The 26,013-nt window shown below is 34.4% G+C and carries 25 protein-coding genes and 2 tRNA genes; 16 read left to right on the top strand and 11 right to left on the bottom strand.

Annotation, left to right across the window (positions count from 1 at the left end):
- Nucleotides 1–13: 13 nt before the first annotated feature.
- The 8 genes from ABD077_RS15455 to ABD077_RS15490 all read left to right on the top strand — a co-directional run bounded on the left by ABD077_RS15455 (nucleotide 14) and on the right by ABD077_RS15490 (nucleotide 9,786).
- A complete protein-coding gene (locus tag ABD077_RS15455; RefSeq protein WP_343913161.1) occupies nucleotides 14–2,200 on the top strand; it encodes a glutamine synthetase III family protein in 2,187 nt (728 codons plus the stop codon).
- A 335-nt stretch (nucleotides 2,201–2,535) separates the two neighbouring features.
- Entirely contained in the window at nucleotides 2,536–3,723 is a 1,188-nt protein-coding gene (locus tag ABD077_RS15460) for a hypothetical protein (RefSeq protein WP_343913162.1), read from the top strand.
- Between the two features lie 80 nt (nucleotides 3,724–3,803).
- Entirely contained in the window at nucleotides 3,804–4,319 is a 516-nt protein-coding gene (locus tag ABD077_RS15465) for a hypothetical protein (protein WP_343913163.1), read from the top strand.
- A 23-nt stretch (nucleotides 4,320–4,342) separates the two neighbouring features.
- Nucleotides 4,343–5,065 (top strand): CsgE family curli-type amyloid fiber assembly protein, encoded by a 723-nt coding sequence (locus ABD077_RS15470; protein WP_343913164.1) that lies wholly within the window; start codon nucleotides 4,343–4,345, stop codon nucleotides 5,063–5,065.
- 15 nt (nucleotides 5,066–5,080) lie between these two features.
- Nucleotides 5,081–5,488, top strand: coding sequence for a curli production assembly/transport component CsgF (locus ABD077_RS15475; protein WP_343913165.1), 408 nt, complete (start codon nucleotides 5,081–5,083; stop codon nucleotides 5,486–5,488).
- 6 nt (nucleotides 5,489–5,494) lie between these two features.
- Nucleotides 5,495–6,970 (top strand): CsgG/HfaB family protein, encoded by a 1,476-nt coding sequence (locus ABD077_RS15480; RefSeq protein ID WP_343913166.1) that lies wholly within the window; start codon nucleotides 5,495–5,497, stop codon nucleotides 6,968–6,970.
- A gap of 20 nt (nucleotides 6,971–6,990) precedes the next feature.
- Nucleotides 6,991–8,481, top strand: coding sequence for a carboxypeptidase regulatory-like domain-containing protein (locus tag ABD077_RS15485; RefSeq protein WP_343913167.1), 1,491 nt, complete (start codon nucleotides 6,991–6,993; stop codon nucleotides 8,479–8,481).
- A gap of 123 nt (nucleotides 8,482–8,604) precedes the next feature.
- On the top strand, nucleotides 8,605–9,786 hold the full coding sequence (locus tag ABD077_RS15490) for an AIR synthase related protein (protein ID WP_343913168.1): 1,182 nt from the start codon (nucleotides 8,605–8,607) through the stop codon (nucleotides 9,784–9,786).
- Here the strand turns inward: ABD077_RS15490 and ABD077_RS15495 are convergent.
- Entirely contained in the window at nucleotides 9,783–10,277 is a 495-nt protein-coding gene (locus tag ABD077_RS15495) for a peptide-methionine (S)-S-oxide reductase (RefSeq protein WP_343913169.1), read from the bottom strand. The two genes, ABD077_RS15490 and ABD077_RS15495, sit on opposite strands and share 4 nt — an antisense overlap.
- 57 nt (nucleotides 10,278–10,334) lie before the next feature.
- Between ABD077_RS15495 and ABD077_RS15500 the strand changes: the two genes are divergently transcribed.
- Complete coding sequence (locus ABD077_RS15500; RefSeq protein WP_343913170.1) at nucleotides 10,335–10,760, top strand: DUF1648 domain-containing protein; 426 nt, start codon at nucleotides 10,335–10,337, stop codon at nucleotides 10,758–10,760.
- Between the two features lie 134 nt (nucleotides 10,761–10,894).
- Here the strand turns inward: ABD077_RS15500 and ABD077_RS15505 are convergent, their stop codons facing one another.
- The gene (locus ABD077_RS15505) at nucleotides 10,895–11,089 is read right to left on the bottom strand and encodes a hypothetical protein (RefSeq protein ID WP_343913171.1); all 195 of its coding nucleotides are present in this window, start codon (nucleotides 11,087–11,089) and stop codon (nucleotides 10,895–10,897) included.
- An 89-nt stretch (nucleotides 11,090–11,178) separates the two neighbouring features.
- Nucleotides 11,179–11,541, bottom strand: coding sequence for a hypothetical protein (locus ABD077_RS15510; protein ID WP_343913172.1), 363 nt, complete (start codon nucleotides 11,539–11,541; stop codon nucleotides 11,179–11,181).
- Nucleotides 11,542–11,662: 121 nt separating this feature from the next.
- Here ABD077_RS15510 and prfA point away from each other — a divergent pair, with 121 nt between their 5' ends.
- A complete protein-coding gene (gene prfA, locus ABD077_RS15515) occupies nucleotides 11,663–12,739 on the top strand; it encodes a peptide chain release factor 1 (protein ID WP_343913173.1) in 1,077 nt (358 codons plus the stop codon).
- A 103-nt stretch (nucleotides 12,740–12,842) separates the two neighbouring features.
- Here prfA and lgt read toward each other — a convergent pair whose 3' ends face one another.
- The 4 genes from lgt to folE all read right to left on the bottom strand — a co-directional run bounded on the left by lgt (nucleotide 12,843) and on the right by folE (nucleotide 16,373).
- Nucleotides 12,843–13,793, bottom strand: a complete 951-nt coding sequence (gene lgt / locus ABD077_RS15520) for a prolipoprotein diacylglyceryl transferase (protein WP_343913174.1) — start codon at nucleotides 13,791–13,793, stop codon at nucleotides 12,843–12,845.
- 94 nt (nucleotides 13,794–13,887) lie between these two features.
- Nucleotides 13,888–14,133: a membrane protein insertion efficiency factor YidD gene (gene yidD, locus ABD077_RS15525; protein ID WP_343913816.1), complete on the bottom strand. Its 246-nt coding sequence runs from the start codon at nucleotides 14,131–14,133 to the stop codon at nucleotides 13,888–13,890.
- Nucleotides 14,134–14,157: 24 nt separating this feature from the next.
- Nucleotides 14,158–15,654, bottom strand: coding sequence for a cysteine--tRNA ligase (gene cysS / locus ABD077_RS15530; protein ID WP_343913175.1), 1,497 nt, complete (start codon nucleotides 15,652–15,654; stop codon nucleotides 14,158–14,160).
- A gap of 41 nt (nucleotides 15,655–15,695) precedes the next feature.
- Nucleotides 15,696–16,373, bottom strand: a complete 678-nt coding sequence (folE, locus tag ABD077_RS15535; RefSeq protein ID WP_343913176.1) for a GTP cyclohydrolase I FolE — start codon at nucleotides 16,371–16,373, stop codon at nucleotides 15,696–15,698.
- Between the two features lie 337 nt (nucleotides 16,374–16,710).
- Here folE and ABD077_RS15540 point away from each other — a divergent pair, with 337 nt between their 5' ends.
- Complete coding sequence (locus ABD077_RS15540) at nucleotides 16,711–18,243, top strand: T9SS type B sorting domain-containing protein (RefSeq protein ID WP_343913177.1); 1,533 nt, start codon at nucleotides 16,711–16,713, stop codon at nucleotides 18,241–18,243.
- Between the two features lie 75 nt (nucleotides 18,244–18,318).
- On the opposite strand, the gene ABD077_RS15545 is transcribed toward ABD077_RS15540, so the two are convergent.
- Both ABD077_RS15545 and ABD077_RS15550 read right to left on the bottom strand, forming a co-directional pair.
- On the bottom strand, nucleotides 18,319–19,830 hold the full coding sequence (locus ABD077_RS15545; protein ID WP_343913178.1) for an OmpP1/FadL family transporter: 1,512 nt from the start codon (nucleotides 19,828–19,830) through the stop codon (nucleotides 18,319–18,321).
- A 166-nt stretch (nucleotides 19,831–19,996) separates the two neighbouring features.
- Nucleotides 19,997–21,064 (bottom strand): hypothetical protein, encoded by a 1,068-nt coding sequence (locus ABD077_RS15550; RefSeq protein ID WP_343913179.1) that lies wholly within the window; start codon nucleotides 21,062–21,064, stop codon nucleotides 19,997–19,999.
- A 99-nt stretch (nucleotides 21,065–21,163) separates the two neighbouring features.
- Between ABD077_RS15550 and proS the strand changes: the two genes are divergently transcribed.
- The 5 genes from proS to ABD077_RS15575 all read left to right on the top strand — a co-directional run bounded on the left by proS (nucleotide 21,164) and on the right by ABD077_RS15575 (nucleotide 23,895).
- Nucleotides 21,164–22,642 (top strand): proline--tRNA ligase, encoded by a 1,479-nt coding sequence (gene proS, locus ABD077_RS15555; protein WP_343913180.1) that lies wholly within the window; start codon nucleotides 21,164–21,166, stop codon nucleotides 22,640–22,642.
- Nucleotides 22,643–22,721: 79 nt separating this feature from the next.
- Nucleotides 22,722–22,793: transfer RNA gene (locus tag ABD077_RS15560), tRNA-Glu, on the top strand.
- Nucleotides 22,794–22,860: 67 nt separating this feature from the next.
- Nucleotides 22,861–22,932, top strand: a tRNA-Glu gene (locus ABD077_RS15565).
- A gap of 36 nt (nucleotides 22,933–22,968) precedes the next feature.
- A complete protein-coding gene (rpsT, locus tag ABD077_RS15570) occupies nucleotides 22,969–23,217 on the top strand; it encodes a 30S ribosomal protein S20 (RefSeq protein ID WP_299611094.1) in 249 nt (82 codons plus the stop codon).
- Nucleotides 23,218–23,340: 123 nt separating this feature from the next.
- A complete protein-coding gene (locus ABD077_RS15575) occupies nucleotides 23,341–23,895 on the top strand; it encodes a hypothetical protein (RefSeq protein ID WP_343913181.1) in 555 nt (184 codons plus the stop codon).
- Here the strand turns inward: ABD077_RS15575 and ABD077_RS15580 are convergent.
- The gene (locus ABD077_RS15580) at nucleotides 23,892–25,133 is read right to left on the bottom strand and encodes a glycosyltransferase (RefSeq protein ID WP_343913182.1); all 1,242 of its coding nucleotides are present in this window, start codon (nucleotides 25,131–25,133) and stop codon (nucleotides 23,892–23,894) included. The genes ABD077_RS15575 and ABD077_RS15580 overlap by 4 nt on opposite strands.
- A 97-nt stretch (nucleotides 25,134–25,230) precedes the next feature.
- On the bottom strand, nucleotides 25,231–26,010 hold the full coding sequence (locus ABD077_RS15585) for a zinc ribbon domain-containing protein (RefSeq protein ID WP_299903308.1): 780 nt from the start codon (nucleotides 26,008–26,010) through the stop codon (nucleotides 25,231–25,233).
- Nucleotides 26,011–26,013 lie beyond the last annotated feature (3 nt).

Raw genomic sequence — 26,013 nt, forward strand, 5'->3', positions numbered from 1 at the left:
AATTTTCTTGATTATGGCAACACTTAGATTCGAAGCATTAAAAGAAACCTTAAATCGTAAATCGGTAATAGTTACAGAAACCGAAAGAAGATCTGTACTGTTTGGTGAAAACGTTTTTAATCAGGCAACTATGCTTCAGTATCTAACCAAAGATGCATACAACAGTGTCATGGATGCTATTAATAATGGTGCTAAAATTGATAGGCAAATAGCAGATCAAATTGCATCAGCTATGAAAGAGTGGTCTTTATCTAAAGGTGTTACACATTACACACATTGGTTTCAGCCGCTTACTGGTGCCACCGCAGAAAAACATGATGCATTTTTTGAAACCATAGGAGATGGTCATGGAATTGAAAAATTTGGAGGAGGTCAATTAGTGCAACAAGAACCTGATGCGTCTTCATTTCCACATGGTGGTATTCGAAATACATTCGAAGCTAGAGGATATACTGCTTGGGATCCATCATCTCCAGCGTTTATATATGGTACAACACTTTGTATTCCTACAGTTTTTGTGGCTTACACTGGAGAAGCTTTGGATTATAAAACACCATTGTTAAGAGCTTTGCACGCTGTAGATCAGGCTGCAACTGGGATTGCTAAATATTTTGATAAAAACGTAAAAAAAGTGAATGCCTCTCTAGGATGGGAGCAAGAGTATTTTTTAATTGATAAAGCTTTGGTAGAATCAAGACCAGATCTTGTAATGACAGGAAGAACCTTGTTAGGACATTCTTCTGCAAAAGGACAACAATTAGATGATCATTATTTTGGCAGTATTCCAACGAGAGCACTGAATTTTATGAAGGACCTTGAGGTGGAATGTATGCTTCTTGGAATTCCAGTAAAAACAAGACATAACGAAGTAGCTCCAAATCAATTTGAATTGGCTCCGATTTATGAAGAAACAAATCTTGCTGTGGATCATAATTCATTGTTGATGGATATCATGGAAAAAGTAGCTGCTAGACATCATCTAAAAGTATTATTACATGAAAAACCATTTGCAGGAGTAAATGGATCTGGAAAACATAACAATTGGTCTTTGGGCACGGATACTGGAGTCAATTTGTTAAGTCCTGGAAAAACACCGATGAGTAATTTACAGTTTTTAACTTTTTTTATCAATACAATCAAGGCAATCAATGAGTATGAAGAACTAATGAGGGCTGGTATTGCTTCTGCAAGTAATGATCATAGATTGGGGGCTAACGAAGCTCCACCTGCAATCATGTCCGTGTTTATTGGTGAACAGCTTACTTCCGTACTTAAGGATTTAGAAGGAGTAACCGATGGGAAATTGTCTCCAAAAGAGAAAACAGACTTAAAATTAAACGTAGTTGGTAAAATTCCGGAAATTTTACTTGATAATACCGATCGCAATAGAACATCACCTTTCGCTTTCACAGGAAACAAATTTGAGTTTAGAGCAGTAGGGTCTAAAGCTAATTGTGCGAATCCTATGACAATTCTAAATACCATTGTAGCGAAACAATTGGTGGATTTTAAAAAGGAAGTAGATCTTTTAATTGATAAAAAAAGCCTTAAAAAAGACGAAGCAATTTTTAATGTATTAAGAGAGTATATCAAAACATCTAAGGATATTCTTTTTGAAGGAAATGGTTACGGAAAAGATTGGGAGAAAGAAGCTAAAAAAAGAGGGCTAAGTAATAATAAAACTACACCACAAGCACTAAAGGTAAAGATTTCTAAAAAAACACTTGATCTTTTCGAAAAGATGAGTGTGATGAATAAAATAGAAGCCGAGGCTAGATATGAAATCGAAATAGAAGAGTATGTAATGCATATACAAATCGAAGGCAGAGTGTTAGGCGATATTGCTCGAAATCATATCATTCCAACAGCGATTAAGTATCAAAACATGCTTATCAATAATGTTTCTGGATTAAAAAACCTATATGGTAATGATTTCAAGAAATATGGAAAAGAACAAATGGATATTATCGAAAAGATTTCTGAGCATATAGGTGTTATTAATATGAAGGTGAATGAAATGATTGACGAAAGGCGTAAAGCAAATGCTTTAGGAAATCTCGAGAAAAAGGCAATTGGTTATTGTGAAAAAGTAAAGCCTTTGTTTGATCAAATTCGATATAACTGTGATGAATTAGAGCTGTTAGTAGATGATGAGTTATGGCCTTTAACTAAGTACAGAGAGCTTTTATTCATTAGATAGGTAAGAATTTACTGACCAAGAAGCTTTTTTGTTTTATTTTTAACAAAAAATTAATATCTGTTAAAACCTTGAAAAAATCGCATAAAACTCTGTATATTATGGGTTTTCCGTAATGCATTTTGTCGAATTCTTACTAATATTATAAAAATCCCCTTAATGTTTTCATAAATTTGTTTCATTCCTAGAAAATATAAGGACTCTCCCTTTTTAGGAATATCTCCCCAGATTTTTCATTGAAAACCAGTTTTTAGATAGTTTAAGAGATTATCTAAGGATTAATCATGCGCCCCAAAATAATAAGTTGAATTATTAATCAAATTTAATATATTTTACGTATGAAAAAAGTAATTTTTAGTCTAGCAGCTTTATTAAGCGCGTCAGTGATGGTGGCACAGTCAAACACCAGTAGTGTTGATCAATCAGGTGATGCCAATGCAGCAAATATTACGCAAGTTGGTTTAGCAAACACTAACACCACTACTCAATTGGGATCAGGTAACAGCGCAGAAGCCATTCAGGGTAGTGAAGCATTTGCTTCTAGAAACGGAGTTGTTACTCAAATGCAAACAGGTGATAAGAATACTGCATTTGCTCAGCACGAAGAAGATAGAAATGAAGTGTATCAGGTTCAGATTGGAAACGGTAACTCTGCTTCTGCTACTCAAAACCTTTTAAATTTCGGAGGAGATAACCTTTCTGAACAACTTCAAGAAGGAAATGGTAACACTGCTACTATTTCTCAAGAAGGAGCAGGATTTTTTGGTGATGGATCTTTAAATTATGCTGGTCAAGGACAATTTGGAGACGCAAACACTGCTACAACTTCTCAAGGTGGAGAAGAGAACTTCAGTTTAATCATTCAGTCTGGTTCTTTCAATACAGCTTCTATGGCGCAAGTAGGAGATGTAAACTTAGCAGATCAAAGACAAACAGGAGAAGCTAACTCAGCTGCTGGAGAGCAGTGGGGAACAAGCAATACTTTAATTCAGTCTCAAACTGGAGGAGGTAATATCGCAACTTCTCTTCAAGGAAGTAGCTTCTTTGACTCTAGAGGAGGTATCGTAGATCAATTACAAGAAGGTGATGAGAACGAAGCATTTGCTCAGCACGAAGAAGATAACAACTTTATCATCCAAACTCAGATTGGTGATGGGAACTCTGTTTCTGCTTCTCAAAACTTAGCTTTCTTTGGTGGAGAAAATACAGCAAGCCAATTCCAATTAGGAAACGGAAACGTTGCTACAGCTACTCAAGAAGGAGATTTCGGTCTTTTCGGAGAAAGTAACTTAGTTTTACAAGGACAAATTGGTGATGAGAACACAGCTATCTCTTCTCAAAACGGAGCTAGTAATGTTAGTGATATTTTCCAGTTAGGAGATTCTAACTTTGCACAAGATACTCAGTTTGGACAAAGCAATACTACTTTTGTAACTCAAACAGGAGAGTCTCATAGTAGCATTATTCTTCAAAGTGGAACTGGAAACGCAGCTGTTGTAACTCAGTCTGGTTCTGGAGAACTATAAGAAATATTTTAATATATTTGAAAGGGTTATGCTAACTAAGGTTAGCATAACTCTTTTACTACTTTTAAAACCCTTTACTGATGAAAAAATATTTCGCATATTGTTTAGTGATAGTATCCTTACTTTTAAATGGGAATATCTACGCTCAGAATAACGATGATCAGGATGAGTCATTGGTAGAGAGCCAAGAACGATTCATTACATTAAACCAATTACAAAATAACTCAGTTGTGCAAGCTCAAAGAGAAAGCTTTATGAATAATAACTCTGTTTTTATTCAGCAAGTGGGTACAAACAATCAGGTTTTTTCAACCATAACAGCGCAAACTTCTGATATTCGACTGAATCAGAATGGAGAACAAAACTTGATTGATATTAATGAAACTTCTAAGGATATCGAAAAGTTTATTACTCAAAATGGTAATAACAATCGTGTTATTGATTTTTCTTTTAATCCAGAAGTTTCTACCAATTTAGAAATTCTTCAAGATGGAGATAATCTTTCATTTGAAAAGTTTGGTAGTAACGAATTATCAAATAATCTAAAATTTAAAATGACTGGAAATGCTCGTACGATTATCGTAAGAAGTTTTTAAGGTACTAAAAAGCGGTTTGTTTTATGCGTTTTAAACTGGCTGTAATATTTCTATTTGTATTCCAATTTGTTAGTAGTCAGTTTACTAATACTGATGTTGTTGCTAAACTAAAGACTGAAAGAATTGACGATATTATTTCCGTAAATGCGGAAGCAACCAACGCTACCGAAGTATACAAAAGTTTAAAATATACATTTTCAATTTTTAGAACTGATACCACAAAAACTGTTTCCAAAAGTAATCAAGAAGAAAGATTTACATTAGAAGCTAATGAACAAAAAAGTCTTACTACTACTACAATAGGTGTAGACGAGAAAGACAAGATTGTGATGCTTTTGTTAATCTATGAAGAAGATAAGATTGTAGGCAAAGCTCGAATTGCCTTTAATGAAAAAGATCAAAAAAAAGAAAAAGAAGAAGAATACGTTGAGGATGATGGTATTGTTTTAAAAGGGATTGTTATCGAAGAAACCAAAACCAAACCTGGAAAGGATTTTTATGATTTCTTCTATACGTCCTATACCTTAAATAGAATCAACGGTTCTAAGATAGTCGGAGTTTACGAAAAACTTAGTTTTGGTAGAAGTACCATCATTCAAGTAAAAATAGAAGATAAAGTCATTCATGAATTTTTAGGTAAACCAGATATCGAATATTTGGAGCAAATGTCAAAGATTTCGATTCGAAGAGTTTATAAATATTTCAAAGATTTAAAGAAACAGAAAAGAGATATTTTTCAGTATTAATAATTACTTATAAAAATGAAGTCAATAATAGTCACTATAATACTTGTCTTTTGCTCGTATCAATACAGCATAGGGCAAGACTTGGTTTATAGACCTAAAAATCCAGCTTTTGGAGGTGATACTTTTAATTATCAATGGTTGTTGAGTTCTGCGGAAGCTCAAAATACATTTACAGATGAAAGTGATTCTGATGGTGATAATAGATCGGAATTGGAGAGGTTTACCGAAAGTTTAAACAATCAGTTACTTAGTCAGATATCCAGAACTTTATTTAATGAGCAGTTCGGGCAAGAAGGTCTTACCGAAGGTACTTTTAGTTTTGGAACACTGTTTATAGAGATTTTTCCATCTGGAGAAGGTTTGGTAATTAATATTTTAGACACAAGTACTGGAGATCAATCCCAAGTAATAATTCCTAATTAAATTTTAATGTATCACAAGTTTTATCAAGTAATTCTAGTAATTACTTGTGTCATATTGTTATCCGGATGTGGAACATATTTTAACCAACCCATCACGGTAGAACAAGCAAGAATAGGGGAAGACACAAAATTCACTCAAACACTCAGAGATTTACCGGTACCAAAAGAACCTGTGGTTGTAGGGGTCTATAAGTTCAGGGATCAAACAGGACAGTATAAACCTACGGAAGCTGGGAGTACTTTTAGTACTGCAGTTACTCAAGGTGCAACTACCATATTGGTAAAGGCATTGGAAGATTCTAAATGGTTTGTGCCTATCGAACGAGAGAATCTAAGTAACTTACTGAATGAACGTAATATTATTCGTTCTACCAGAAAAGAATACCGAAAAAATAAAAACACGAATGAGCCACAATTGCCTCCACTTTTATATGCAGGTATTATTTTAGAAGGAGGGATTGTTTCTTATGATTCTAATATTATTACTGGCGGATTAGGAGCAAGATACTTTGGGGTTGGTGGATCTACTCAATACAGACAAGATAGAATTACTATTTATTTAAGAGCTGTTTCTACATCTAATGGAAAAATCTTAAAAACTGTATATGTTTCTAAAACAATTTTGTCACAGGCGTTGGATGCTAGTTTCTTTAGATATGTGAAGTTTAGTAGATTGTTAGAAGCGGAAACAGGATTTACTAAAAACGAACCAGGTCAGATAGCAGTTTCTGAAGCTATAGAGAAAGCTGTAGAATCTTTGGTTATTGAAGGTATCGAAGATAGATTATGGAGTCCAGCAGCCGATCAACAAGAGGTAAATGAGCTTTTGGTAGACTACAATGCAGAAAAAAATGAAGCACAAAATACAGGGCTTTATGAACGTTATTTTAAGGAAAGACGTGGAAAAAAATCACTTTTTGTAAACGGAGGATTGGCATTAATAAGTGGTGATTACAACAATGCGGATTTATCGTATTCTGCCCGAGTAGGAGGTAAATGGTATTTTAATCCATATATCAATGCTAATGCCAGCTTAAGTAAATTTCAATTGAGAAATGAAGAAGCGTTCTCCGAAGGGTTTAATGCGATCGATATCAATGCTGAATTAACACTCTTACCTTTTGAAAAGCTTACACCTTTCTTCTTCGGAGGTTTTGGAAATGTAAATTCGGATGATTTTGATCGAACATTTTTCAAATTTCAATATGGAGGTGGAATAGAATATTTAGTTACTGATCAAATAGGAGTAGCGTTTAATGCTACTCATAATCTTGTTTTAGGAGATAAATTAGATAATGTATCACAAGGTAAAAGAGATGATCAGTATTTTAATTTCTCTTTGGGACTCAATTGGTATTTTAAAAGTCCCTTAAAAATGGATAAAGAGTTACGTAAACAAAAACGTAGAGAAGAAAAAGAACTTAGGAAGTTAAAAAAAAGAAACAGACAAGTAATTGAAAATGGTGAGGTTCCTAAAGGATAATGCCTAAAACTCTTATGAAAATGAAAAGATATTTTATAAAATTAATATTAGTTTTTACTGCGGTATTAGTGAATTCCTGTAGTGAAGATACTATCGATTTAGAAGGTTTAGGATCAGTGCGTGGACGAGTAGTGGCTGTGGGTACCAACGAACCATTAGAAAATGTGAAAATTTCAACAAATCCATCTTCTAGTACAGTTTTTACAGATGAAAATGGAGAATATTTAATAGAGAATATTCCTTCTGGTGATTATTCGTTAGCAGCGCAGCGGGATGGACTTTTGGCTCAATTTGAGGCAATATCTATCATTGCGGATCGAGAATTGGAAATCGTTTTTGAAATGGATATAGAAACCGCCGGGAATAGACCGCCTGATGCAGCTGTTCTAGATACTCCAGCAGACAACGCTGTAGATCAACCGGTAGAAGTTACACTGGTTTGGACTGGTGCAGATCCAGATGAAGATTCACTTACATATACAGTAACTTTGAGAAATGACGAAAATACAGATGTCGAGATATTCGAAAATATTACGGATACAACTTATGTGCTTACCGATCTTCAGTATAACGTAAAATACTTTTGGCAAGTAAGTAGTAGTGATGGAATTAATGATCCTGTAAATAGTAATACTTTTGCTTTTGAAACAGCAAGTCCTCCTAATAATCGAATTATTTATACTAGATCCGTAGGAGATAATAGTGTTATTTATTCTGCAAATGAGCAAGGTGATACAGAAATTCAATTAACTTCTGAAGCTAACAACAGTTTTAGACCTAGACGCCATGTTGCTACTGGAAAAATAGCATTCTTGCAGTCAGTAGGCTCAGATACACATTTATTTGTTATGAATGAGGACGGAACTCAAGTTTCTCAGGTAACTTCTCAGGTATCAGTTGCTGGATTTGATTTAGGCGAGATTGATTTTTCATGGTCCGATAATGGTGCAAGGTTATTATTTCCTAATCAAGATAAATTATATAGTATTGATGTTGATGGTAGTGGGTTAACCCTTTTATACCAGACATCTGATGGAGATCTAATTACAGAAGTAGATAAAAATGATAATAATGGAGTGATTGCTTTAAAAACTAATAATTTAGATGGCTATGAGGTGGAGATATTTACAATTAATGCAGCTGGAATGGTTCTTGAAACTATTTTAACTGGAGTCTCTGGAGCCGCTGGTAGTATTAATCTTTCCGTTGATGGTACAAAATTATTGTATAATCAAGATATTTCAGGTTTTGAGAGTAGTGATTACAGACAACTAGATTCTCATTTGTTTATCTATGATTTTGGCGATAGTTCGCGTTTAGATATTTCTATTCAGAAACCATCGGGGACTAATGATTTAGACGCACGATTTTCTCCAAACGAAGCTGCGGTGATTTTTGTGAATACATCTAATGATGGGATATCACAAAGAAATATTCAAACCATGACAATTCTGGAAATTGCTAATAGAGCAGATCTTATACTTAACGCTTCTATGGCAGATTGGGAATAATCTTAATATCTTACAGAAAATACGAGAATTGCGATTTACTTCTAATAAATCGCAATTCTTAGTGCCAAAATCGAAATTAATTCGATTATCTTTGCCCTTTACTAGTGGTATAATATAATAATAATGAGTCAAGAAGTAAGTAAACGCTACGCTCAGCGAGGTGTTTCGGCATCTAAAGAAGATGTTCATAGTGCAATAAAGAATATCGATAAAGGTCTTTTTCCACAAGCATTTTGTAAAATCGTTCCTGATTATCTTACAGCGGATGAAGACTATTGTTTAATTATGCATGCGGATGGAGCTGGTACAAAATCTTCTCTTGCTTATATGTATTGGAAAGAAACGGGAGATGTTTCTGTTTGGAAGGGGATAGCACAAGATGCATTAATAATGAATATAGACGATTTATTATGTGTAGGTGCTACAGATAATATCATGTTGTCTTCTACCATTGGTAGAAATAAAAACTTAATTCCTGGAGAAGTAATTTCTGCAATTATTAATGGAACAGAAGAGTTGTTAGAGGAACTTAAAAGCTTTGGAGTTACAATTCATTCTACAGGTGGAGAAACTGCTGATGTGGGTGATTTGGTGAGAACAATTATCGTAGACTCCACAGTAACCGCAAGGATGAAACGTAAAGATGTTATTGATAATGCGAATATTAAGGCTGGTGATGTGATTGTAGGCCTTGCATCTTTTGGTCAGGCTACTTATGAAAAGGAATATAATGGTGGAATGGGTAGTAATGGTCTTACTTCAGCAAGACACGATGTGTTTCATAAGGTGTTAGCAGAGAAATATCCAGAAAGCTTTGATGCTGCAGTTCCTTCTGAGCTTGTGTATTCAGGAAAAACGAAGCTTACGGATGCAGTAGAAAATGCTCCCATAGACGCAGGTAAACTTGTATTGTCTCCTACTAGAACTTATGCACCAATTATAAAAAAGATATTATCTAAATTTGATAGTGATACGATTCATGGAATGGTACATTGCAGTGGAGGAGCGCAAACTAAGATTTTACATTTTGTAGAAAACCTTCATATTATCAAAGATAATTTATTTGATGTTCCTCCTTTGTTTCAGTTAATACAAGAAAATTCTGGAACTGATTGGAAAGAGATGTATCAAGTGTTCAATATGGGGCATCGAATGGAATTGTATGTTTCTCCTGAAATTGCAGATGAAATTATTACTATTTCTAAAAGTTTTGATGTCGATGCTAAGATTGTAGGTCGAGTAGAAGAAGCTACATCCAAAAAACTTACTATACAGAGTGAGTTTGGTGAGTTTATGTATAGCTAAATAAGCCCTTTTGTTTTCTGAGCATATTTTTCCCTTAGCAATTGTAGTTTTGGGTGTATGTAACGTTTGCAAAATGGTTTTTCAGGATTATTAGTATAATAGTTAAGAAGTTCTTCTCTTGATGCTTGAAATGATTGAAATTTTAAGATTTGGGTAATCAACTTATTATCAAAATCGGGATTTAGTTTTGAGATAATAGCAGCTAAGATTTCTTTTTCAAGATCATTAAAATAATAAATTGCACTTCTGTATTTTTTTCTGAAACTATGATTAGAAGTACTTTTATGAGTATGTAAATGGATTTCTATTAAATCATGTAGCTTGATTATTTGTGGATCATAGGTTACGACAACTGCTTCAGAAAAATAATTATTTTTATCAGTGCTGGCAATATAGCCTTGTTCTACTGTTATGATTCCACGTAAGGACTGAAAAACAGCTTCTGTGCACCAATGACATCCACCTCCAAAACCAATTTTTACATAACTCATAATTGTAAAAATCGTAATTAAATCCTTTATTCGTACTTTTTAATTAGTTAAATAGTTGTGGGAAATCCAATAATTAAAATAAAGAAAGATGCTGCGGATATTGTATTTGAGGTATGCGCATTTATAGGATTGGGAGTTTTGTTATTACTTCCGATTATCTATAATGCTGATCTACCGGATCAAATTCCAACACATTTTAATGCAAAAGGTGAGCCTGATAATTATAGTTCTAAGACTACAATTTGGGTGTTGCCAGTAATCGGTTTGTTAATGGTAGTAGGTCTTTATATTCTTAATAGGTTCCCTCAGAAGTTTAATTACCCTTCGAAAATATTAGAAGATTCAGCTCCCAGGTATTATAAAATAACCACTAGATTAATCAGAATAATTAATTTAATCATAGCTTGGTCTTTTGCTTATATTTTATATGGTTCTATACAGGTTGCGATTGGTGTTTATGATGGTTTAGGGAATTGGTTTTAGCCAGTATTTATTGGTGCTTTACTTGGTGTGATGATATATTTTATTTTGAAATCTAGGAAAATTACTAATTGATTTTCAGGAGCTCGAAACATTTGTTCAAGCTCCCGAGAATGTAAACTTTGATCTACAAGGTATTATCCCAGTTCTTTGTTAAATTGAATTGTTTCTGATTCGTTGTCCTCTTCTTTTGTTTCTATGAGTTCAATTGCGTTATCATCATTGAATTTGCCTTCTTTTTTCTGATAGAAGATTGGTACGGGAATCATTGCGACCATAATAATAAATAATACTAAGACAGTTCGTCTTATTACTTTTTTAAATCTTTTCATTTTTAAAATAGTATAAACCACTAGCAGGTACGATAGTGGGATTAATGATATTTGAAATAAAGGATTAGGTGTTTTGGAAGACCTATATTTTAAACAAAAAGACTTTCTTCTTCAGAAGAATAAGTAGGGATGTGGAATAATAAATGATACTTAATTTCCGATGAAATTATCGTATCAAGTTTTTTATACATGATCGAAGCAATAGTTTCATGGTGCTTCGAAATTGAACTTAGTGTGGAGGTAGTAATGAAATAGGGAGACTCATTAAACGCATTCCCAAAAGAAATTACTTTAACTAAGCTTTGCTGATCAGAAACAACAAGTTCAACATTTTCTTGAAAAGAAATAGGTGATGTATAATTAGAATATCCTCCAATGCCCCAAAAGAGCAGAAGAGTCATAAACCAACTAAAAATCAGCTTTTTGTTGTATGTATTATTGTTTCGAGTCATATAAGTTGTAAAAATACAATTTTTTGAGTTACAAGATTGTTGTTTAGATTCAGAAAATGCGTATGACCTTTGCTCAAAAAAATGTACTTTTGTAAATTCCACGGACAGGACAGATAGAATTATGATTGATAAATTAAATATCGTTAAGCAGCGATTTGATGAGGTGAATGATTTGATCATTCAGCCAGATATTATTGCAGATCAAAAAAGATATATAAAGCTTAATAAAGAATATAAAGATCTCAAGGCATTAATGGATGAAAGAGATCGGTATATTGAGTTAACGGACAATAAGAAGGAAGCTGAAGAAATTATTTCAGATGGCAGTGATCCAGAAATGGTAGAAATGGCTAAAATGCAGTTAGATGAGGCTAAAGAGGAGCTACCTGCTTTAGAAGAGAAAATTCGTTTTATGCTTGTTCCTAAAGATCCAGAAGATGCTAAAAATTGTGTGGTCGAAATTCGAGCGGGTACAGGTGGTGATGAGGCGAGTATTTTTGCGGGAGACTTGTTTAGAATGTATACGAAATATTGCGAAGGAAAAGGATGGAGTACTAGTGTAGTGGATCTTAGCGAAGGAACAAGTGGTGGATACAAGGAGATTATTTTTGAAGTAAACGGAGAAGATGCATATGGAACCATGAAATTTGAAGCAGGAGTGCATCGTGTACAAAGAGTTCCACAAACAGAAACGCAGGGTCGAGTGCATACCAGCGCAGCTACTGTAATGGTATTGCCAGAAGCCGAAGAGTTTGATGTAGAATTAGATATGACAGAAGTGAGGATCGAACGAACAACTTCTACAGGGCCAGGAGGACAGTCAGTGAATACCACATATTCTGCGATTAAGTTACATCATGAGCCTACAGGAATGATCGTAAGTTGTCAGGATCAGAAATCATCTCACAAGAATTTAGAAAAAGCACTAAAAGTACTTAGATCAAGATTGTATGAGTTAGAACTTGCTAAAAAGCAAGCTGCAGATTCTGAAAAGCGTAAAAGTATGGTGTCTTCTGGAGACCGTTCTGCTAAAATTAGGACCTATAACTATCCGCAAGGTCGTGTGACAGATCATCGTATTGGATTAACCTTGTATGATTTGGGTAATATTATAAATGGAGATATTCAGAAAATTATAGATGAACTCCAGCTAGTAGAAAATACAGAGAAATTAAAAGAATCCAACGAAGTTTTTTAATCTTGGTTTGACTATAAAGGCTAGAGAAAAGGATTTCTTTAAGAGAACAAAAAAGAGGAAAGTTTTAAAACGTTCCTCTTTTTTATATAATGTACTTGGTTAGTTATTTTAACGTGTATGACTTTGGTGCTTCTTCTACTTTTTTTGCTCTGATTACAAAATAAAGACCAACTAAAATAAAAGGTATACTTAGCCATTGTCCTGTAGATAGAGCATCTCCTAGGGCATCTTCAAAACCACCTTGACTCTTTTTAACACTCTCTACGATAAATCGAACAATAAATATCAACATCATATACATACCAAAAAGGAATCCTCTATTATTTCTTTTATCGGTTTTCCAATAAATAAACCAAAGAATAAAGGATACAAATATATATCCAAAAGCTTCGTATAATTGAGCAGGATGTCTATAAGGAATGGCCTCTAAAAGGTTTGCGAATTTAGGATTATTTACCACTGCAGAATAGGCCTCATTTACATTCTTAATTCCAGTTTCTCTTATCACTTCTGCTTTACTTAGACCATCACGAATAAATTTTACACCAAATGGCGAATCTCCAGAAGGTTCTCCTATAATTTCTGAATTAAAGAAGTTTCCTAAACGCACAAAAATACCTCCAAATGCTGCAGGAATAGTTACTCTATCCATTATCCATAATGGGTGTTTTTTTAAGACGTTTTTAGAGTAATAATACATAGCAATGATAAAGGCGATGGCAGCACCATGACTTGCGAGTCCTCTAAAACCAATGAATTCAAACGCAGGATTAAACTTAAAGGGTAAAATGATTTCAAGAAGATTGTTTCTGTAGTAGTCCCAATCATAGAAAAAAACATGACCAAGCCTAGCTCCTAATAGTGTTCCTATAACTGCATAAATGAATACAGAATCTAGTTTTTCCATAGAAATCTTTTCACGGATGTATATTTTTTTCATCAAATACCATCCTAAAGAAAAAGCCACTACAAACATTAGACTGTAGAAACGAACAACAAAAAAACCAAGATCCAATCCTTCAATCGGATTCCAAACTATTTTAGAGAATATCATATAGAAATCTATTTTTCTAGGGTAAATATAGGTATTTAATTAAAGTCAAGATTATAATTGAAATAATATTGAGTTAAACTATGATATCATTGAGTTAACTTTTCTCTTCACAGCAGGAATCAGGAACAGGGTCATATCCACTTCCTCCCCAAGGATGGCAACTAAAGATACGTTTTATAGCAAGCTTCCCACCTTTGATTAATCCGTGTTTTTGAAGCGCTTCCAAGCTGTAATGAGAGCATGTTGGTTGGTAACGACAAGTAGCAGGTGTTAATGGAGAGATGAAATTTTGATAAAACTTAATCAATCCAATAAATGGAGCTGTCAAAATTTTTCGCAACGTTACCCTAGAGCTCAAAATATATTAATTAAGTGTAAAACTGGTACCTTCTCGACCATCTTTTAACTGGATCCCCATTGCTAGCAATTCATCTCTGATTTTATCACTAGTAGCAAAATCTTTATTTGCTCTAGCCTCAGCTCTTAAGTTGATTAACAATTCTACTGTACTAGAAAGCTTGTCACTAATGCCTGAAGATGCTTCATTAATATTTACTAGTCCCAAGACATCGAAAACAAATTCATTTATTTTTGTGCTAAGATTTTCATGGTCCTCCTTAGAGATAGTAGCGTTTTCTTCTTTTACAGAATTGATGAATTTTACCGCCTCAAATAGTTTAGCTATTAAAATAGGGCTGTTAAAATCATCATTCATTGCGTCGTAACATTCTTTTATCCAATTTTGAACGTCAAAACCAGTGGTGTTATCACTAATCTTTGTGTTTTCTAAGGTTTTAATGGATTCCATTAATTTGTAGAAACCCTTTTCGGAAGCTTCTAAAGCATCATTAGAAAAATCTAAAATACTTCGGTAGTGAGCTTGTAACATAAAAAAGCGCGCTACTGTTGGAGCAAAAGCTTTATTCAATTTATCACTCTCACCATTAAATATTTCTGCTGGAGATAGAATGTTTCCAGTGGATTTTGACATTTTTTTACCATCCAAAGTCAACATGTTAGCATGCATCCAGTAATTTACTGGTGTTACTCCACAAGCTGCTTCTCCTTGAGCAATTTCGCATTCGTGATGCGGGAATTTAAGATCCATTCCTCCACCATGAATATCGAATTTTTCGCCTAAGTATTTTGTGCTCATTACGGTACATTCTAAGTGCCATCCAGGGAAACCGTCTCCCCAAGGTGATGGCCATCTCATGATATGCTTAGGTTCTGCTTTTTTCCATAATGCAAAATCCTGTGGATTTTTCTTATCACTCTGAGCGGTTAATTCTCGAGTATTAGCAATCATATCTTCTAGATTACGACCACTTAATTTTCCGTATTGATTAGTTTCGTTAAATTTCTTTACATTAAAATATACAGATCCATTCACTACATAAGCAAATCCGTTATCAATGATGGTTTTGATAATCTCAATTTGTTCTACAATATGACCTGTAGCAGTTGGTTCTATACTTGGCGGAATGTTGTTGAACTTTGCTAAAATATTATGAAAATCTAAAGTGTAACGTTGCACAATTTCCATGGGTTCTAGCTGTTCTAAACGTGCTTTTTTAGCAACTTTATCTTCACCTTCATCAGCATCATTTTCTAAATGACCAGCATCTGTGATATTACGCACATAACGTACTTTATATCCCAAGTGTTTTAGATATCTGTAGACTAAATCAAAAGAAATAAATGTGCGACAATTTCCTAAATGTACATTACTATAAACAGTAGGCCCACAAACATACATGCCTATGTTGCCTTCTGTAATTGGAATAAATACCTCTTTCTGACTAGAAAGAGAATTATAAATTTTAAGTTCCTGAGTTTTGTACAACGGAGTTGCTGCCATAATTTTGATTGTGCTTATTGTAATTAATTAATAAAGGTGGATTAAAATCTAGTTTCTAATTTAATGTAGTCTAAAAATTCTCTACGAACAGATTCTTCTTTAAACTTACCTCCGAATTCGCTGGTAACCGTACTACTTTCGATATCTCTAATTCCTCTGGAGTTTACGCATAAGTGTTTTGCATCTATTACGCAAGCGACATCTTTAGTGTTTAGTACTACTTGAAGATCCTGTACTATTTGCATTGTCAAACGTTCTTGAACCTGTGGTCTTTTTGCATAATAATCCACGATACGATTCATTTTTGATAGGCCAACAACAGTACCGTTAGAGATATAAGCTACATGTGCTCTTCCTATAATAGGTAACAAATGATGTTCGCAAGTAGAATAAACTGTAATGTTTTTTTCAACAAGCATTTCACCATATTTGTAGTTATTGTCAAAAGTAGAGGCTTCTGGTTTTCGCTGTGGGTGTAAACCAGAGAAAATTTCATTTACGAACATTTTTGCAACGCGTTGTGGAGTTCCACTTAGACTATCATCATTAAGATCTAATCCTAAGGTTTCCATAATGTGTTTTACATCTTCTCTAATCAAAGCGATTTTTTCTTTATCACTTAATTTAAAAGCATCTTCTCTTAGAGGTGTAGTTGCGCTAGTAGCTACATGATTATCACCTAGCGCTTCAATAGCTTCAAGGGCCTTGTCTATCTTCACAAGTTCAAATTTTTGTTATTACTTCAAGAATTATAATCGTACACTTGTGTTTGCAAATGTTTATTATCTAAAAATTGAAAGAGGATAACTTATACTTACAATTTTAAGGTATTCTTTTTTTAATTTCCTACATTTTATAATCAAGTTGAATTCTAAAAAATGTAATTCAAATAAAATCAATTATAAAACAGGCTGCAAAGATACAATTTTGTCTTTTTACTTAGTAAAAGCTATGTTAACAATTATAAATATTCTCGTCGTTTTCTACACACTTTCTTAAAAATTAGTAAATTTAATTCCTACACAAGAAAATGTACTAACCTACGTTATATAAAATATGTCAAAATTACTACCTCAAATCTTATTTTATTTTACGCTATTTGGCCTTTGTGGTCAATATACAAATGCTCAGGATTTTGATACTGCCTGTCAGAATTCTCAACCCTTTTGTTCTGATGAATCATTAGAACTTACTTTTCCTAATACAACTGGTGATATCAGTGGGCTAGGAGAAGTTGGGTGTTTAAATACTACTCCAAACCCTTCTTGGTATTTTATTCTCATAGATGAACCTGGAGAATTAGTCTTTGATATTCGTCAATGGGTAGATGCTGATGGAGATAGTCGTTTAGATCGAGATGAACGACAGCTTGATGTTGATTTTATCGCTTGGGGTCCATTTCAGACATCTTTTATTATCGACTGTGAAGATCAGCTTTCTCGTGGGTGTGACCTTAATGGGGATGGAGAGAATATACGACCCGCAGAGTGCGTGAATAATGCAGATGAGCCGGATTTTTATATTAATGATGAGGATAATACAAATATTGTAGATTGTAGTTATGCAAGAACCTCAGATGATAATTTTATTGAAACTTTTACAATTCCTGACGCCCAAACAGGGGAGTTTTATATTGTACTAATCACTAATTTCGCGGATGAATCAGGAGTAATTCAATTAGAGCAGACCAATCTTGGTGAAGATGGAGCAGGAACTACAGATTGTAGTGTGTTAGAGCCTGGGATACCGCAAGATAGAATTGCTACATGTGGAGAATTTCCATTAACAATAGAAGGTAGGTTTCCAGCAAGTACGGGGCCTCCTGCAGTTCCAGCGGCGGTAACATTTCAATGGGCCAGAGCGGATTTAGGAGATACTAATTTTGTGGATATACCTGGAGCGACACTTCCTTTTTATGATAACGTTACTTCAAATGGGATTTATCAATTGAGAGGTTTTGATTCAAATGGTATCGAAGTTCCGGATTCACCGGATCAGGTATCTGTATTGGATGTTTCTCAAATTGCTTTTCAGGTAGATTATACAATAACAGAAGAATCTTTTTCAGGGTTTTATACACTCACTGCAGAAGTATCTACTGATCCCATAGTAGAGGCAGAAGGTTTTACAAACTTTGAATATAGATTGGATTGGGATGTAGATATGGATGGTACTTTTGTTGAGTATAGAGCCTATCAGTCTTCACCGGTTTTTGAACAAGTTCCTCCCGGAGATTATCGAATCGTTGCTAGATATGCAAATTGTCCGGATAATGAAAGAACTTCTGTAGATATTATGATTTTAGGATATCCTAAATATTTTACACCAAATGGAGACAGTGTAAATGACACTTGGAATTTGATTAATCCAGAGGATCAACCTACTCCTGCATTAGTATATATTTTTGATAGACATGGTAAATTATTAAAACAACTTAATCCAACCGGACCTGGTTGGGATGGAACCTATAATGGAAATTTAATGCCTTCTTCTCAATATTGGTTTAGGGTAGAGTTCAATGAGCAATCAGATAGAGATCCTAATAGAGCAAGAAAAACATTTGCGGGTAGTTTTTCTCTAATTCGATAATGAATTTGATATGAAATAATAAAAAAGGAGTTGAATAAAATCAACTCCTTTTTTATTGCGACTCTATATTTGTTTTTATAGATTTAAACTTAGTGTAAAAGTAAGGTTGTCTCTATAGCTGTCAACTGATGCAAAATTTGTAAACGAAGAATTCGGATAAAATTGCTGATTTCTTTCCTGTTCTGAATAATCATAGGCAACATCGAATTTAACTTTTCCAAAATTATATCCAATACCAAGAGATAAACCAGTTCTTTCACCAAGAATTAATTCATCTTTATATGGGCTTTCTTCATAACTGTATCCACCTCTGAAGCTCCAGTTGCCATTTCGTAATTCACCACCGATTCTTAGAGTAGATGCTCCTTGTAAGGTGTTTTCAATTTCTCTATTTAAATCTGAAAAATCATCAAAGCCATCTGAATCAAATTCAGTGGATCCATAGTCTTTGTAGGAGTAATCTAAACTGATCAGACCTCGTTTTCCAAACAAAATAGCAACACTTCCAGTTGCTCTTGCTGGGGTTCGTAATTGATATTCTGGAAAAATGTTAATTACATTAGGGTCTATTAATGCTCTTCCGTCTGCATTGCTAAAAGTTTCTACTCTTTGTGTAGTTTCTTCTTCTATGTAATACCAAGTAGGAGATTCAAAAGACGCGCCTAATCTTAAACGATTAGATACCTTTAAGATTCCTCCAACTTGTGCAGAAAATCCAGCTCCTAATGTAGATAGTCTATTTGTAAATATAACTTCATTTATAGAACTTCCGGCATTGTTATTACCTTCGAAAAACTCAGTAACTCTATCATAGTTGATGAAATGAGAATTTAAGTTAACACCAATGTAGAATCTTTCATGTATTTGTGCTCCAGCATTTATAGTAAATTTACCATTAAGACCTGTGCTTTCGTAATAATATTCTTGATCGAAAAAACCGGGTGATATATTCGAGAAATAAGCGGTGTTATTTGGGTCGCTTGAGTCGTTTGGTTCAATTATAAACGAGTTGTAGCCTAGAAATGCCTGTTGAGCGCCAAAACCTTCGGTTTCTCCTAAAAAACCATATACTCCATCAATAGTTTCTCCAGGAGCTACCGCAATTAGATTAAGAGGAATGCCTTGTGCTTGATCCGTAAAAAAGCGATCAATTGAATTATTACTTCTTCCAAAAGCAAATAATTCTTCTGCAAAATCTGTAGTTTGGTCATATGCTAATCCTAATGATATTCTATTAATTTTAGAGGATTCATTTCTGTTGTTGTAAACAAAAACAGCTCCTAATTGATTGAAATTAAGGTTGGACGACGACGACTGGCTAAAACCATCAAAATAACTAGCGTCATTTTGGACGTTAGAAGATGAAATAGTTATGGATCCGGACGAATTCAAAAAAACAGCAGAGCCGGCAGGATTTATTTGAAGAGCAGAAAGGTCGCCACCTAAGGCTCCAAATGCTCCACTCATCCCTCTAAAACGAGCTGTTCCTAAGATTTCTTGTTGCGAATACCTAGCTGCGTCGGTGATATCCTGTGCATTTATAAAAGAGAAGGATAGTATGCTTATAAATAAAAATATCTTTTTCATATATTTAATTAAATAGATAAGAGAATCTCTAGATTATTTAAAAATAGGAGATCTAGCGATTAAGATATCTATAGAAATCATATAGATATCTTAATCGAATAACCTGTGTTAATTTATAATGTATTTATGCGTTAAGAATAAGGTTGTGTCAATGGATTTGTTAGAATTATCTTCTTCCTCCACGACTTCTTCCTCCTCGGCTTCCACCTCTTGATCCACTACTTCTAGAACCACCACTACTACGGTAAGAACCAGAACTACGACTACTTCTAGATGAACCTGAGTAGCTTCTGGAGCTCCTAGAACTTCCGCTATAAGATCTTGATCGCGAACTACTTCTGTTAGGGCTTACAGATCTGGATCTTGAATAATTTCCATTATTGGAGGATCTAGTTCTTCCAGAGTATGTTGATGTTCTAGAACGTCTGTTGTTATCGGCAGATATTCTTCTCCTATTATTGTAGGAGCTTCTGTTATTATAAGTTCTGCTTCTGGATCTGTTATTAAACGATCTAGATCTTGAATTATAAGCGCTTCGACTTCTAAAATTACTAGCGTAAGCATTTCTAAAACCACGATTTCTAAATCCTCTATTATACGCTATTCTGTTACGTCCGTAAAAACCATATCCGTAGTTGTAATATGGAGGGCACCAGAATCCGCCGCCATACCAGTATGGGTTACCCCATCCGAATCCAGCATTCCAACCCCATCCAGCATTCCAACCCCATCCGGCATTCCATCCCCATCCAAATCCAGGACCCCAACCGGCGTTCCAACCCCAGTTATTCCATCCCCATCCAAATCCAGGACCCCAAGCATTCCAGCCCCAGTTGTTCCATCCTGTATTAACAATGTTAATAGATACTTCGTCATAATTACTGCCCCATGCAGGTTGACCACCTTCATAGTTTAAAGCAACATTCGTAGAATCAGCAGGATTATAATTATCACTAGAGTAGGAATCTACATCGGTAAAAATCGCATCTTGTTCAATCGCATTGTCAATCTGAGCAGATTTTTCTGAAAAATAATTAGAATAATAATTTGAATTAGATTGTGGTGTAGTTTCAGTTGGTCGAGGTTCATAGTTTCTTTGGCTTCTTGCTTCACCATAAATACCATCTTCATACGATACATATTCATACGAGCCACAAGATGTCAACATAAGAATAGAGACCGCTAGGAAAGTCCCCAGAGCTCCATTTTTTTGAAAATAATTTTTAAGTCGCATATCTCCTTATTTTATTGTTGAACAATACAAATTTAGTTAGTTTTGCGCTAACTATTTTTTATTTAACAAAGTCACAACATTTGTGCCAAATAGCAAGTTATGAGCAAAAATCTAACGAAACGCAGTGAAGATTATTCTAAATGGTATAACGAATTAGTCGTAAAGGCTGATTTAGCTGAGAATTCGGCGGTAAGAGGATGTATGGTAATTAAACCTTATGGATATGCTATTTGGGAGAAAATGCAGGCTGAATTGGATAAGAAATTCAAAGAAACGGGTCATCAAAATGCATATTTTCCACTTTTTGTACCTAAAAGTCTCTTTGAAGCTGAAGAAAAAAATGCGGAAGGATTTGCAAAAGAGTGCGCTGTTGTAACCCATTATAGATTGAAAACAGATCCCGATGATGCTTCAAAATTAATAGTGGATCCAAACGCAAAATTAGAAGAAGAACTTATAGTACGTCCTACTTCTGAAGCTATAATTTGGAATACCTACAAAGGTTGGATACAATCTTATCGCGATTTGCCAATATTGGTGAATCAGTGGGCTAATGTTGTGAGATGGGAGATGAGAACACGTTTGTTTTTAAGAACTGCAGAGTTTTTGTGGCAAGAAGGACATACGGCTCATGAAACAAGACAAGAAGCAATTGCGGAAACAGAACAAATGAATAATGTATATGCTGATTTTGTTGAAAACTTTATGGCAATTCCGGTTGTAAAAGGAAGGAAGACAGAGAGCGAACGTTTTGCAGGGGCTGAAGATACTTATTGTATCGAAGCCTTAATGCAAGATGGTAAAGCATTACAGGCAGGAACCTCTCACTTCTTGGGGCAAAACTTTGCGAAAGCTTTTGATGTGAAATTTACTTCTAAAGAAGGAAAGCAAGATTATGTTTGGGCAACTTCCTGGGGAGTTTCCACAAGATTAATGGGAGCGTTGATTATGACACATAGTGATGATAATGGATTGGTTCTACCTCCTAATTTAGCACCGATTCAAGTAGTTATTGTGCCTATATATAAAGGAGAGGAGCAGTTAAACCAGATTTCGGAGGTAGCGGATCAGTTAGTTGAAGATTTAAGGGCTAAAGGTATTTCAGTAAAATTTGATAATCGAGATACACATAGACCAGGAGCAAAGTTTGCACAGTATGAGTTACAAGGAGTTCCTTTACGTATTGCGATAGGACCTAAGGATTTAGAAAAAGGAACTGTGGAGCTTGCTCGTAGAGACACATTGTCGAAACAGTTTATACAGAAGGATGATGTTGTTAACACTATCGAAACTTTATTGGTAGAAATTCAGGAAAGTTTACATCTAAAAGCAACTCAGTATAGAGATAGTCATATTACTGAAGTAAATTCTTTTGAAGAGTTTAAAGAAGTTTTAGAGAATAAGGGAGGGTTTATATCTGCTCATTGGGATGGTGCAGCAGAAACCGAACAAAAGATCAAAGAGCTAACAAAAGCTACTATACGTTGTATTCCGTTTGATGCGAAAGAAGAAAATGGTGTTTGTGTGTATAGCGGAAACCCTTCTAAAGTAAGGGTGTTATTCGCAAAAGCATATTAATTTTAGAAAAAAATAAAATAACACTTGCGCCATTAAAAAATAGTTGTATTTTTGCATCCGCAATTAGGCAAACAACTATGGCCCGTTCGTCTATCGGCTAGGACGCCAGGTTTTCATCCTGGTAAGAGGGGTTCGATTCCCCTACGGGCTACGAATAAAAAAATAATTGCAAGTTTAGAGTGAAAGCTATAAATTTGCAATCCTTGAAAAAGGAAAATGGCCCGTTCGTCTATCGGCTAGGACGCCAGGTTTTCATCCTGGTAAGAGGGGTTCGATTCCCCTACGGGCTACGAATTTTTAGAAGAAAGAATTTTAATAGAGAAAAGATGGCAAATCATAAGTCAGCATTAAAAAGAATTAGAAATAGTGAGACTAAGCGTCTTAGAAATAAGTATCAGCATAAAACTACACGTAATGCTATAAAGAAATTACGTGAAGCTGATAAGAAAGAGGCTGAAGCGTTATTTCCTTCTGTAGTTTCTATGATTGATAGATTGGCTAAGCGTAATATCATTCATGATAACAAGGCGGCTAATTTGAAATCAAAATTAGCGAAGCACGTAGCAGCTCTTTAATATAAAGAGAATTCTTAAAAAGAAATTGTAGCCTCTTCATTTTTTGAAGAGGCTTTTCGTTTTATATGATCAAAAACGTAACCAGATTTTAAGAACTATCGTCTTAATTAGAAAAGATAAGAAATGAATTCTAAGTTTTTATATTTTCTGGAGTTAGCTTCTCGATGGTACGTTTTTATGTTGCTTACTACATATGGATTAGGGAAGTTAATAGGTGGTCAATTCCACAGAAAAGGTAATTTGCCAGATGAGATAGCGAATATTCCATTATCAGAAGTTGGTGGTTTTGATTTAGCATGGTCTTTTATGGGGTATTCATATGCTTATATCTTATTTATAGGTGTTTCCCAACTGATCGGAGCGAGTTTATTGTTGTTTGAAAGAACTAAATTGTATGGTGTTTTTGTTTTGATTCCTATTTTGTTAAATATTATAGTATTCGATGCGATCTTTTTTGATACCTATGGTGCAATGGCAAGCGCAGTACTGTACTTTCTTTTACTTGTTTTGGTGTTGGTGTTGAATAAGGAAAGATTGATTAAAATTATTGGTTTAATTGGTTTGCGTCAATCTTTGGTGGTAAAACAACATTGGTTAGAAACAGTTGGTTTTGTTGTTTTATTAGTGCTGTTGTTTTTTGGGGTTGATCAATTTTTTGTAAATGTCTTAGGGCATTAGTTGTTCTTATTCTTCTCTTCAATCCATCTAGACATGAATTCGGTACTTCGCATTGTGTGATATTGTAACATCGAGCCAATAAAATTTGAAGCACGATGATTGTCTAGGTTTTTTTGAATGCTTTCAATACTTTTTATGAAAGGTGTGCTTAGGTTGTCTTTGTTAAATCGTGTATTTATGATTTCAATTCCATTTTGTTGTGCTTGATACCAAATGTTTTTGTTGTTGTATAGTGTTACAGCTGCTTTAGCAAACTCCTCAGGATTGTCTTTAATAAAACCATTCCAGTCTGTATCGTGGTTAAGCATTCCTTCGGATCCTATTTGTGTGGTAATACTTGGTGTACCACAAAGCATAGCTTCTGCAAGTTTGCCTTTGATTCCTGCTCCAAAACGTAATGGTGCTAGACATACTTTTGCTTTTTTCATAACTTCTTTAGAGTCTTTTGTCCATCCTTTTATAAGGAAGCCTTGCTTTTCGTTATGTAGTTGTGTTGCTTTTGGAGGTGGATAAGCACCGTAGATATGCAATTCGGCAGTTGGTAACTCCTTTTTTATTAGGGGCCAAATGGTTTCTTTTAAATATAAAACACTGTCCCAGTTGGGTTCGTGACGAAAATTCCCAATGGTGATAAAATGATTTCTATCTTCGTAAGAAGGCCAGTTTTTTTTAGATTCAATATGTATTGGATCCAATAAGAAGGGTAAATAGTATACTATATTTTGTGGAATTTCAAATTCTGTTTTTAAGATATCTATTTCGGTATCTGAAATAATAAGCGATTGATCACATCTATATATACTTGCAATTTCTCTTTTCGTAATATCGCTTTTCTTTACATCGAAGAAGTTAAACTCTTTTTTGTTCTTAAATAGTTCTTGTCTGGATTTTCTTAGGCTATGTAAATCTTCTGTATTTAATATTTTAAGTGCTTCTGGAAGTTGTTTGGATACTCTCCATCCAAATTGTTCTTCGGTCATAAATCTATCGAATAAAACAATATTTGGTTGTAAGGGGAGTAAGAAATCATCAAAGCTATTATTGTTGATGAGAATTGTAGCTTTTTTTACCCCAAGACTTTCTATATCGTGCATATGCTCACATTCTGAAGCTGTACTAGCAAAGGTGATGTTCCATTTATGAGATAAGAATAGTTGTATTAGTTGGAGCATTCTCACGCCAGCTGCTGATGAATTAGGCTCGGGCCATACACTTCCAATAATTAGTATCTTATTCATTGTCTTCTTGTAATTATAATTGTAGAGTTTGCGTTTTGATTAAAAAAAGAAAAGCCTCAGGAATTCTGAGGCTTTTTGTATTTGTTGAAAAATGGACTTAAGATAATTTAGAGAATAAAGCTTCCATTTTTTCTTTTTCTTCTTGTGCTAATGCTTGGTCTACCAATATACGTCCACTGTGCTCATCGGTAATAATCTTCTTACGAGAAGCAATTTCCATTTGTACTTGTGGAGGAATAGTGAAAAATGAACCTCCAGATGCTCCACGCTCGATAGGTACAACTGCTAGTCCATTTTTTACATTTTTTCTAATTCTTTTGTAAGCAGAAACAAGTCTTTCTTCTATGTTGTTTTGAAAATCTTCTGATTTAGCTATTAATGCTTGTTCTTCTTTTTCAGTTTCAGCTAAGATTGCATCAAGCTCCCCTTTCTTATGGGCAAGGTGCTTATTTCTTTCAGTAAGGCGTTCTTTTGTCTGATCAATAATTTCGTTTTTCTGAACGATCTGAGCTTTAAATTCCTTGATGTGCTTTTCAGACAATTGAATTTCTAATTCCTGAAATTCTATTTCCTTGCTTAGAGAATTATATTCACGGTTGTTACGAACATTCTTTTGTTGTTCACCGTATTTTTTGATTAAGGATTTTGCTTCTTCGATTAGATTTTTCTTCGACTTAATGCCATCATCTATGTTTTCAAGATCTGTATTTAGTTTTTCTAATCTCTTATTTAATCCGGCTACTTCATCTTCAAGATCTTCTACCTCTAATGGAAGTTCTCCACGTACATTTCTGATCTCATCAACTCTAGAGTCAATTAATTGCAAATCATATAGTGCTCTTAATTTTTGCTCAACAGTAACTTCTTTCTTTGCCATATT

This window comes from Aquimarina litoralis (assembly GCF_039523995.1).
Classification (GTDB): domain Bacteria; phylum Bacteroidota; class Bacteroidia; order Flavobacteriales; family Flavobacteriaceae; genus Aquimarina; species Aquimarina litoralis.

Excerpts from the sequence above, each read along its gene's own strand:
- ABD077_RS15580 (WP_343913182.1), bottom strand. The coding sequence starts at position 25,133 with ATGAATAAGATACTAATTATTGGAAGTGTATGGCCCGAGCCTAATTCA.
- cysS (WP_343913175.1), bottom strand. The coding sequence starts at position 15,654 with ATGGCAGCAACTCCGTTGTACAAAACTCAGGAACTTAAAATTTATAAT.
- ABD077_RS15505 (WP_343913171.1), bottom strand. The coding sequence starts at position 11,089 with ATGAAAAGATTTAAAAAAGTAATAAGACGAACTGTCTTAGTATTATTT.
- ABD077_RS15465 (WP_343913163.1), top strand. The coding sequence starts at position 3,804 with ATGAAAAAATATTTCGCATATTGTTTAGTGATAGTATCCTTACTTTTA.
- ABD077_RS15485 (WP_343913167.1), top strand. The coding sequence starts at position 6,991 with ATGAAAAGATATTTTATAAAATTAATATTAGTTTTTACTGCGGTATTA.
- ABD077_RS15550 (WP_343913179.1), bottom strand. The coding sequence starts at position 21,064 with ATGCGACTTAAAAATTATTTTCAAAAAAATGGAGCTCTGGGGACTTTC.
- ABD077_RS15455 (WP_343913161.1), top strand. The coding sequence starts at position 14 with ATGGCAACACTTAGATTCGAAGCATTAAAAGAAACCTTAAATCGTAAA.
- ABD077_RS15480 (WP_343913166.1), top strand. The coding sequence starts at position 5,495 with ATGTATCACAAGTTTTATCAAGTAATTCTAGTAATTACTTGTGTCATA.
- proS (WP_343913180.1), top strand. The coding sequence starts at position 21,164 with ATGAGCAAAAATCTAACGAAACGCAGTGAAGATTATTCTAAATGGTAT.
- ABD077_RS15460 (WP_343913162.1), top strand. The coding sequence starts at position 2,536 with ATGAAAAAAGTAATTTTTAGTCTAGCAGCTTTATTAAGCGCGTCAGTG.
- rpsT (WP_299611094.1), top strand. The coding sequence starts at position 22,969 with ATGGCAAATCATAAGTCAGCATTAAAAAGAATTAGAAATAGTGAGACT.
- ABD077_RS15510 (WP_343913172.1), bottom strand. The coding sequence starts at position 11,541 with ATGACTCGAAACAATAATACATACAACAAAAAGCTGATTTTTAGTTGG.
- lgt (WP_343913174.1), bottom strand. The coding sequence starts at position 13,793 with ATGATATTCTCTAAAATAGTTTGGAATCCGATTGAAGGATTGGATCTT.
- ABD077_RS15495 (WP_343913169.1), bottom strand. The coding sequence starts at position 10,277 with ATGAGTTATGTAAAAATTGGTTTTGGAGGTGGATGTCATTGGTGCACA.
- prfA (WP_343913173.1), top strand. The coding sequence starts at position 11,663 with ATGATTGATAAATTAAATATCGTTAAGCAGCGATTTGATGAGGTGAAT.
- ABD077_RS15470 (WP_343913164.1), top strand. The coding sequence starts at position 4,343 with ATGCGTTTTAAACTGGCTGTAATATTTCTATTTGTATTCCAATTTGTT.
- ABD077_RS15575 (WP_343913181.1), top strand. The coding sequence starts at position 23,341 with ATGAATTCTAAGTTTTTATATTTTCTGGAGTTAGCTTCTCGATGGTAC.
- ABD077_RS15545 (WP_343913178.1), bottom strand. The coding sequence starts at position 19,830 with ATGAAAAAGATATTTTTATTTATAAGCATACTATCCTTCTCTTTTATA.
- ABD077_RS15475 (WP_343913165.1), top strand. The coding sequence starts at position 5,081 with ATGAAGTCAATAATAGTCACTATAATACTTGTCTTTTGCTCGTATCAA.
- ABD077_RS15490 (WP_343913168.1), top strand. The coding sequence starts at position 8,605 with ATGAGTCAAGAAGTAAGTAAACGCTACGCTCAGCGAGGTGTTTCGGCA.
- ABD077_RS15540 (WP_343913177.1), top strand. The coding sequence starts at position 16,711 with ATGTCAAAATTACTACCTCAAATCTTATTTTATTTTACGCTATTTGGC.
- ABD077_RS15585 (WP_299903308.1), bottom strand. The coding sequence starts at position 26,010 with ATGGCAAAGAAAGAAGTTACTGTTGAGCAAAAATTAAGAGCACTATAT.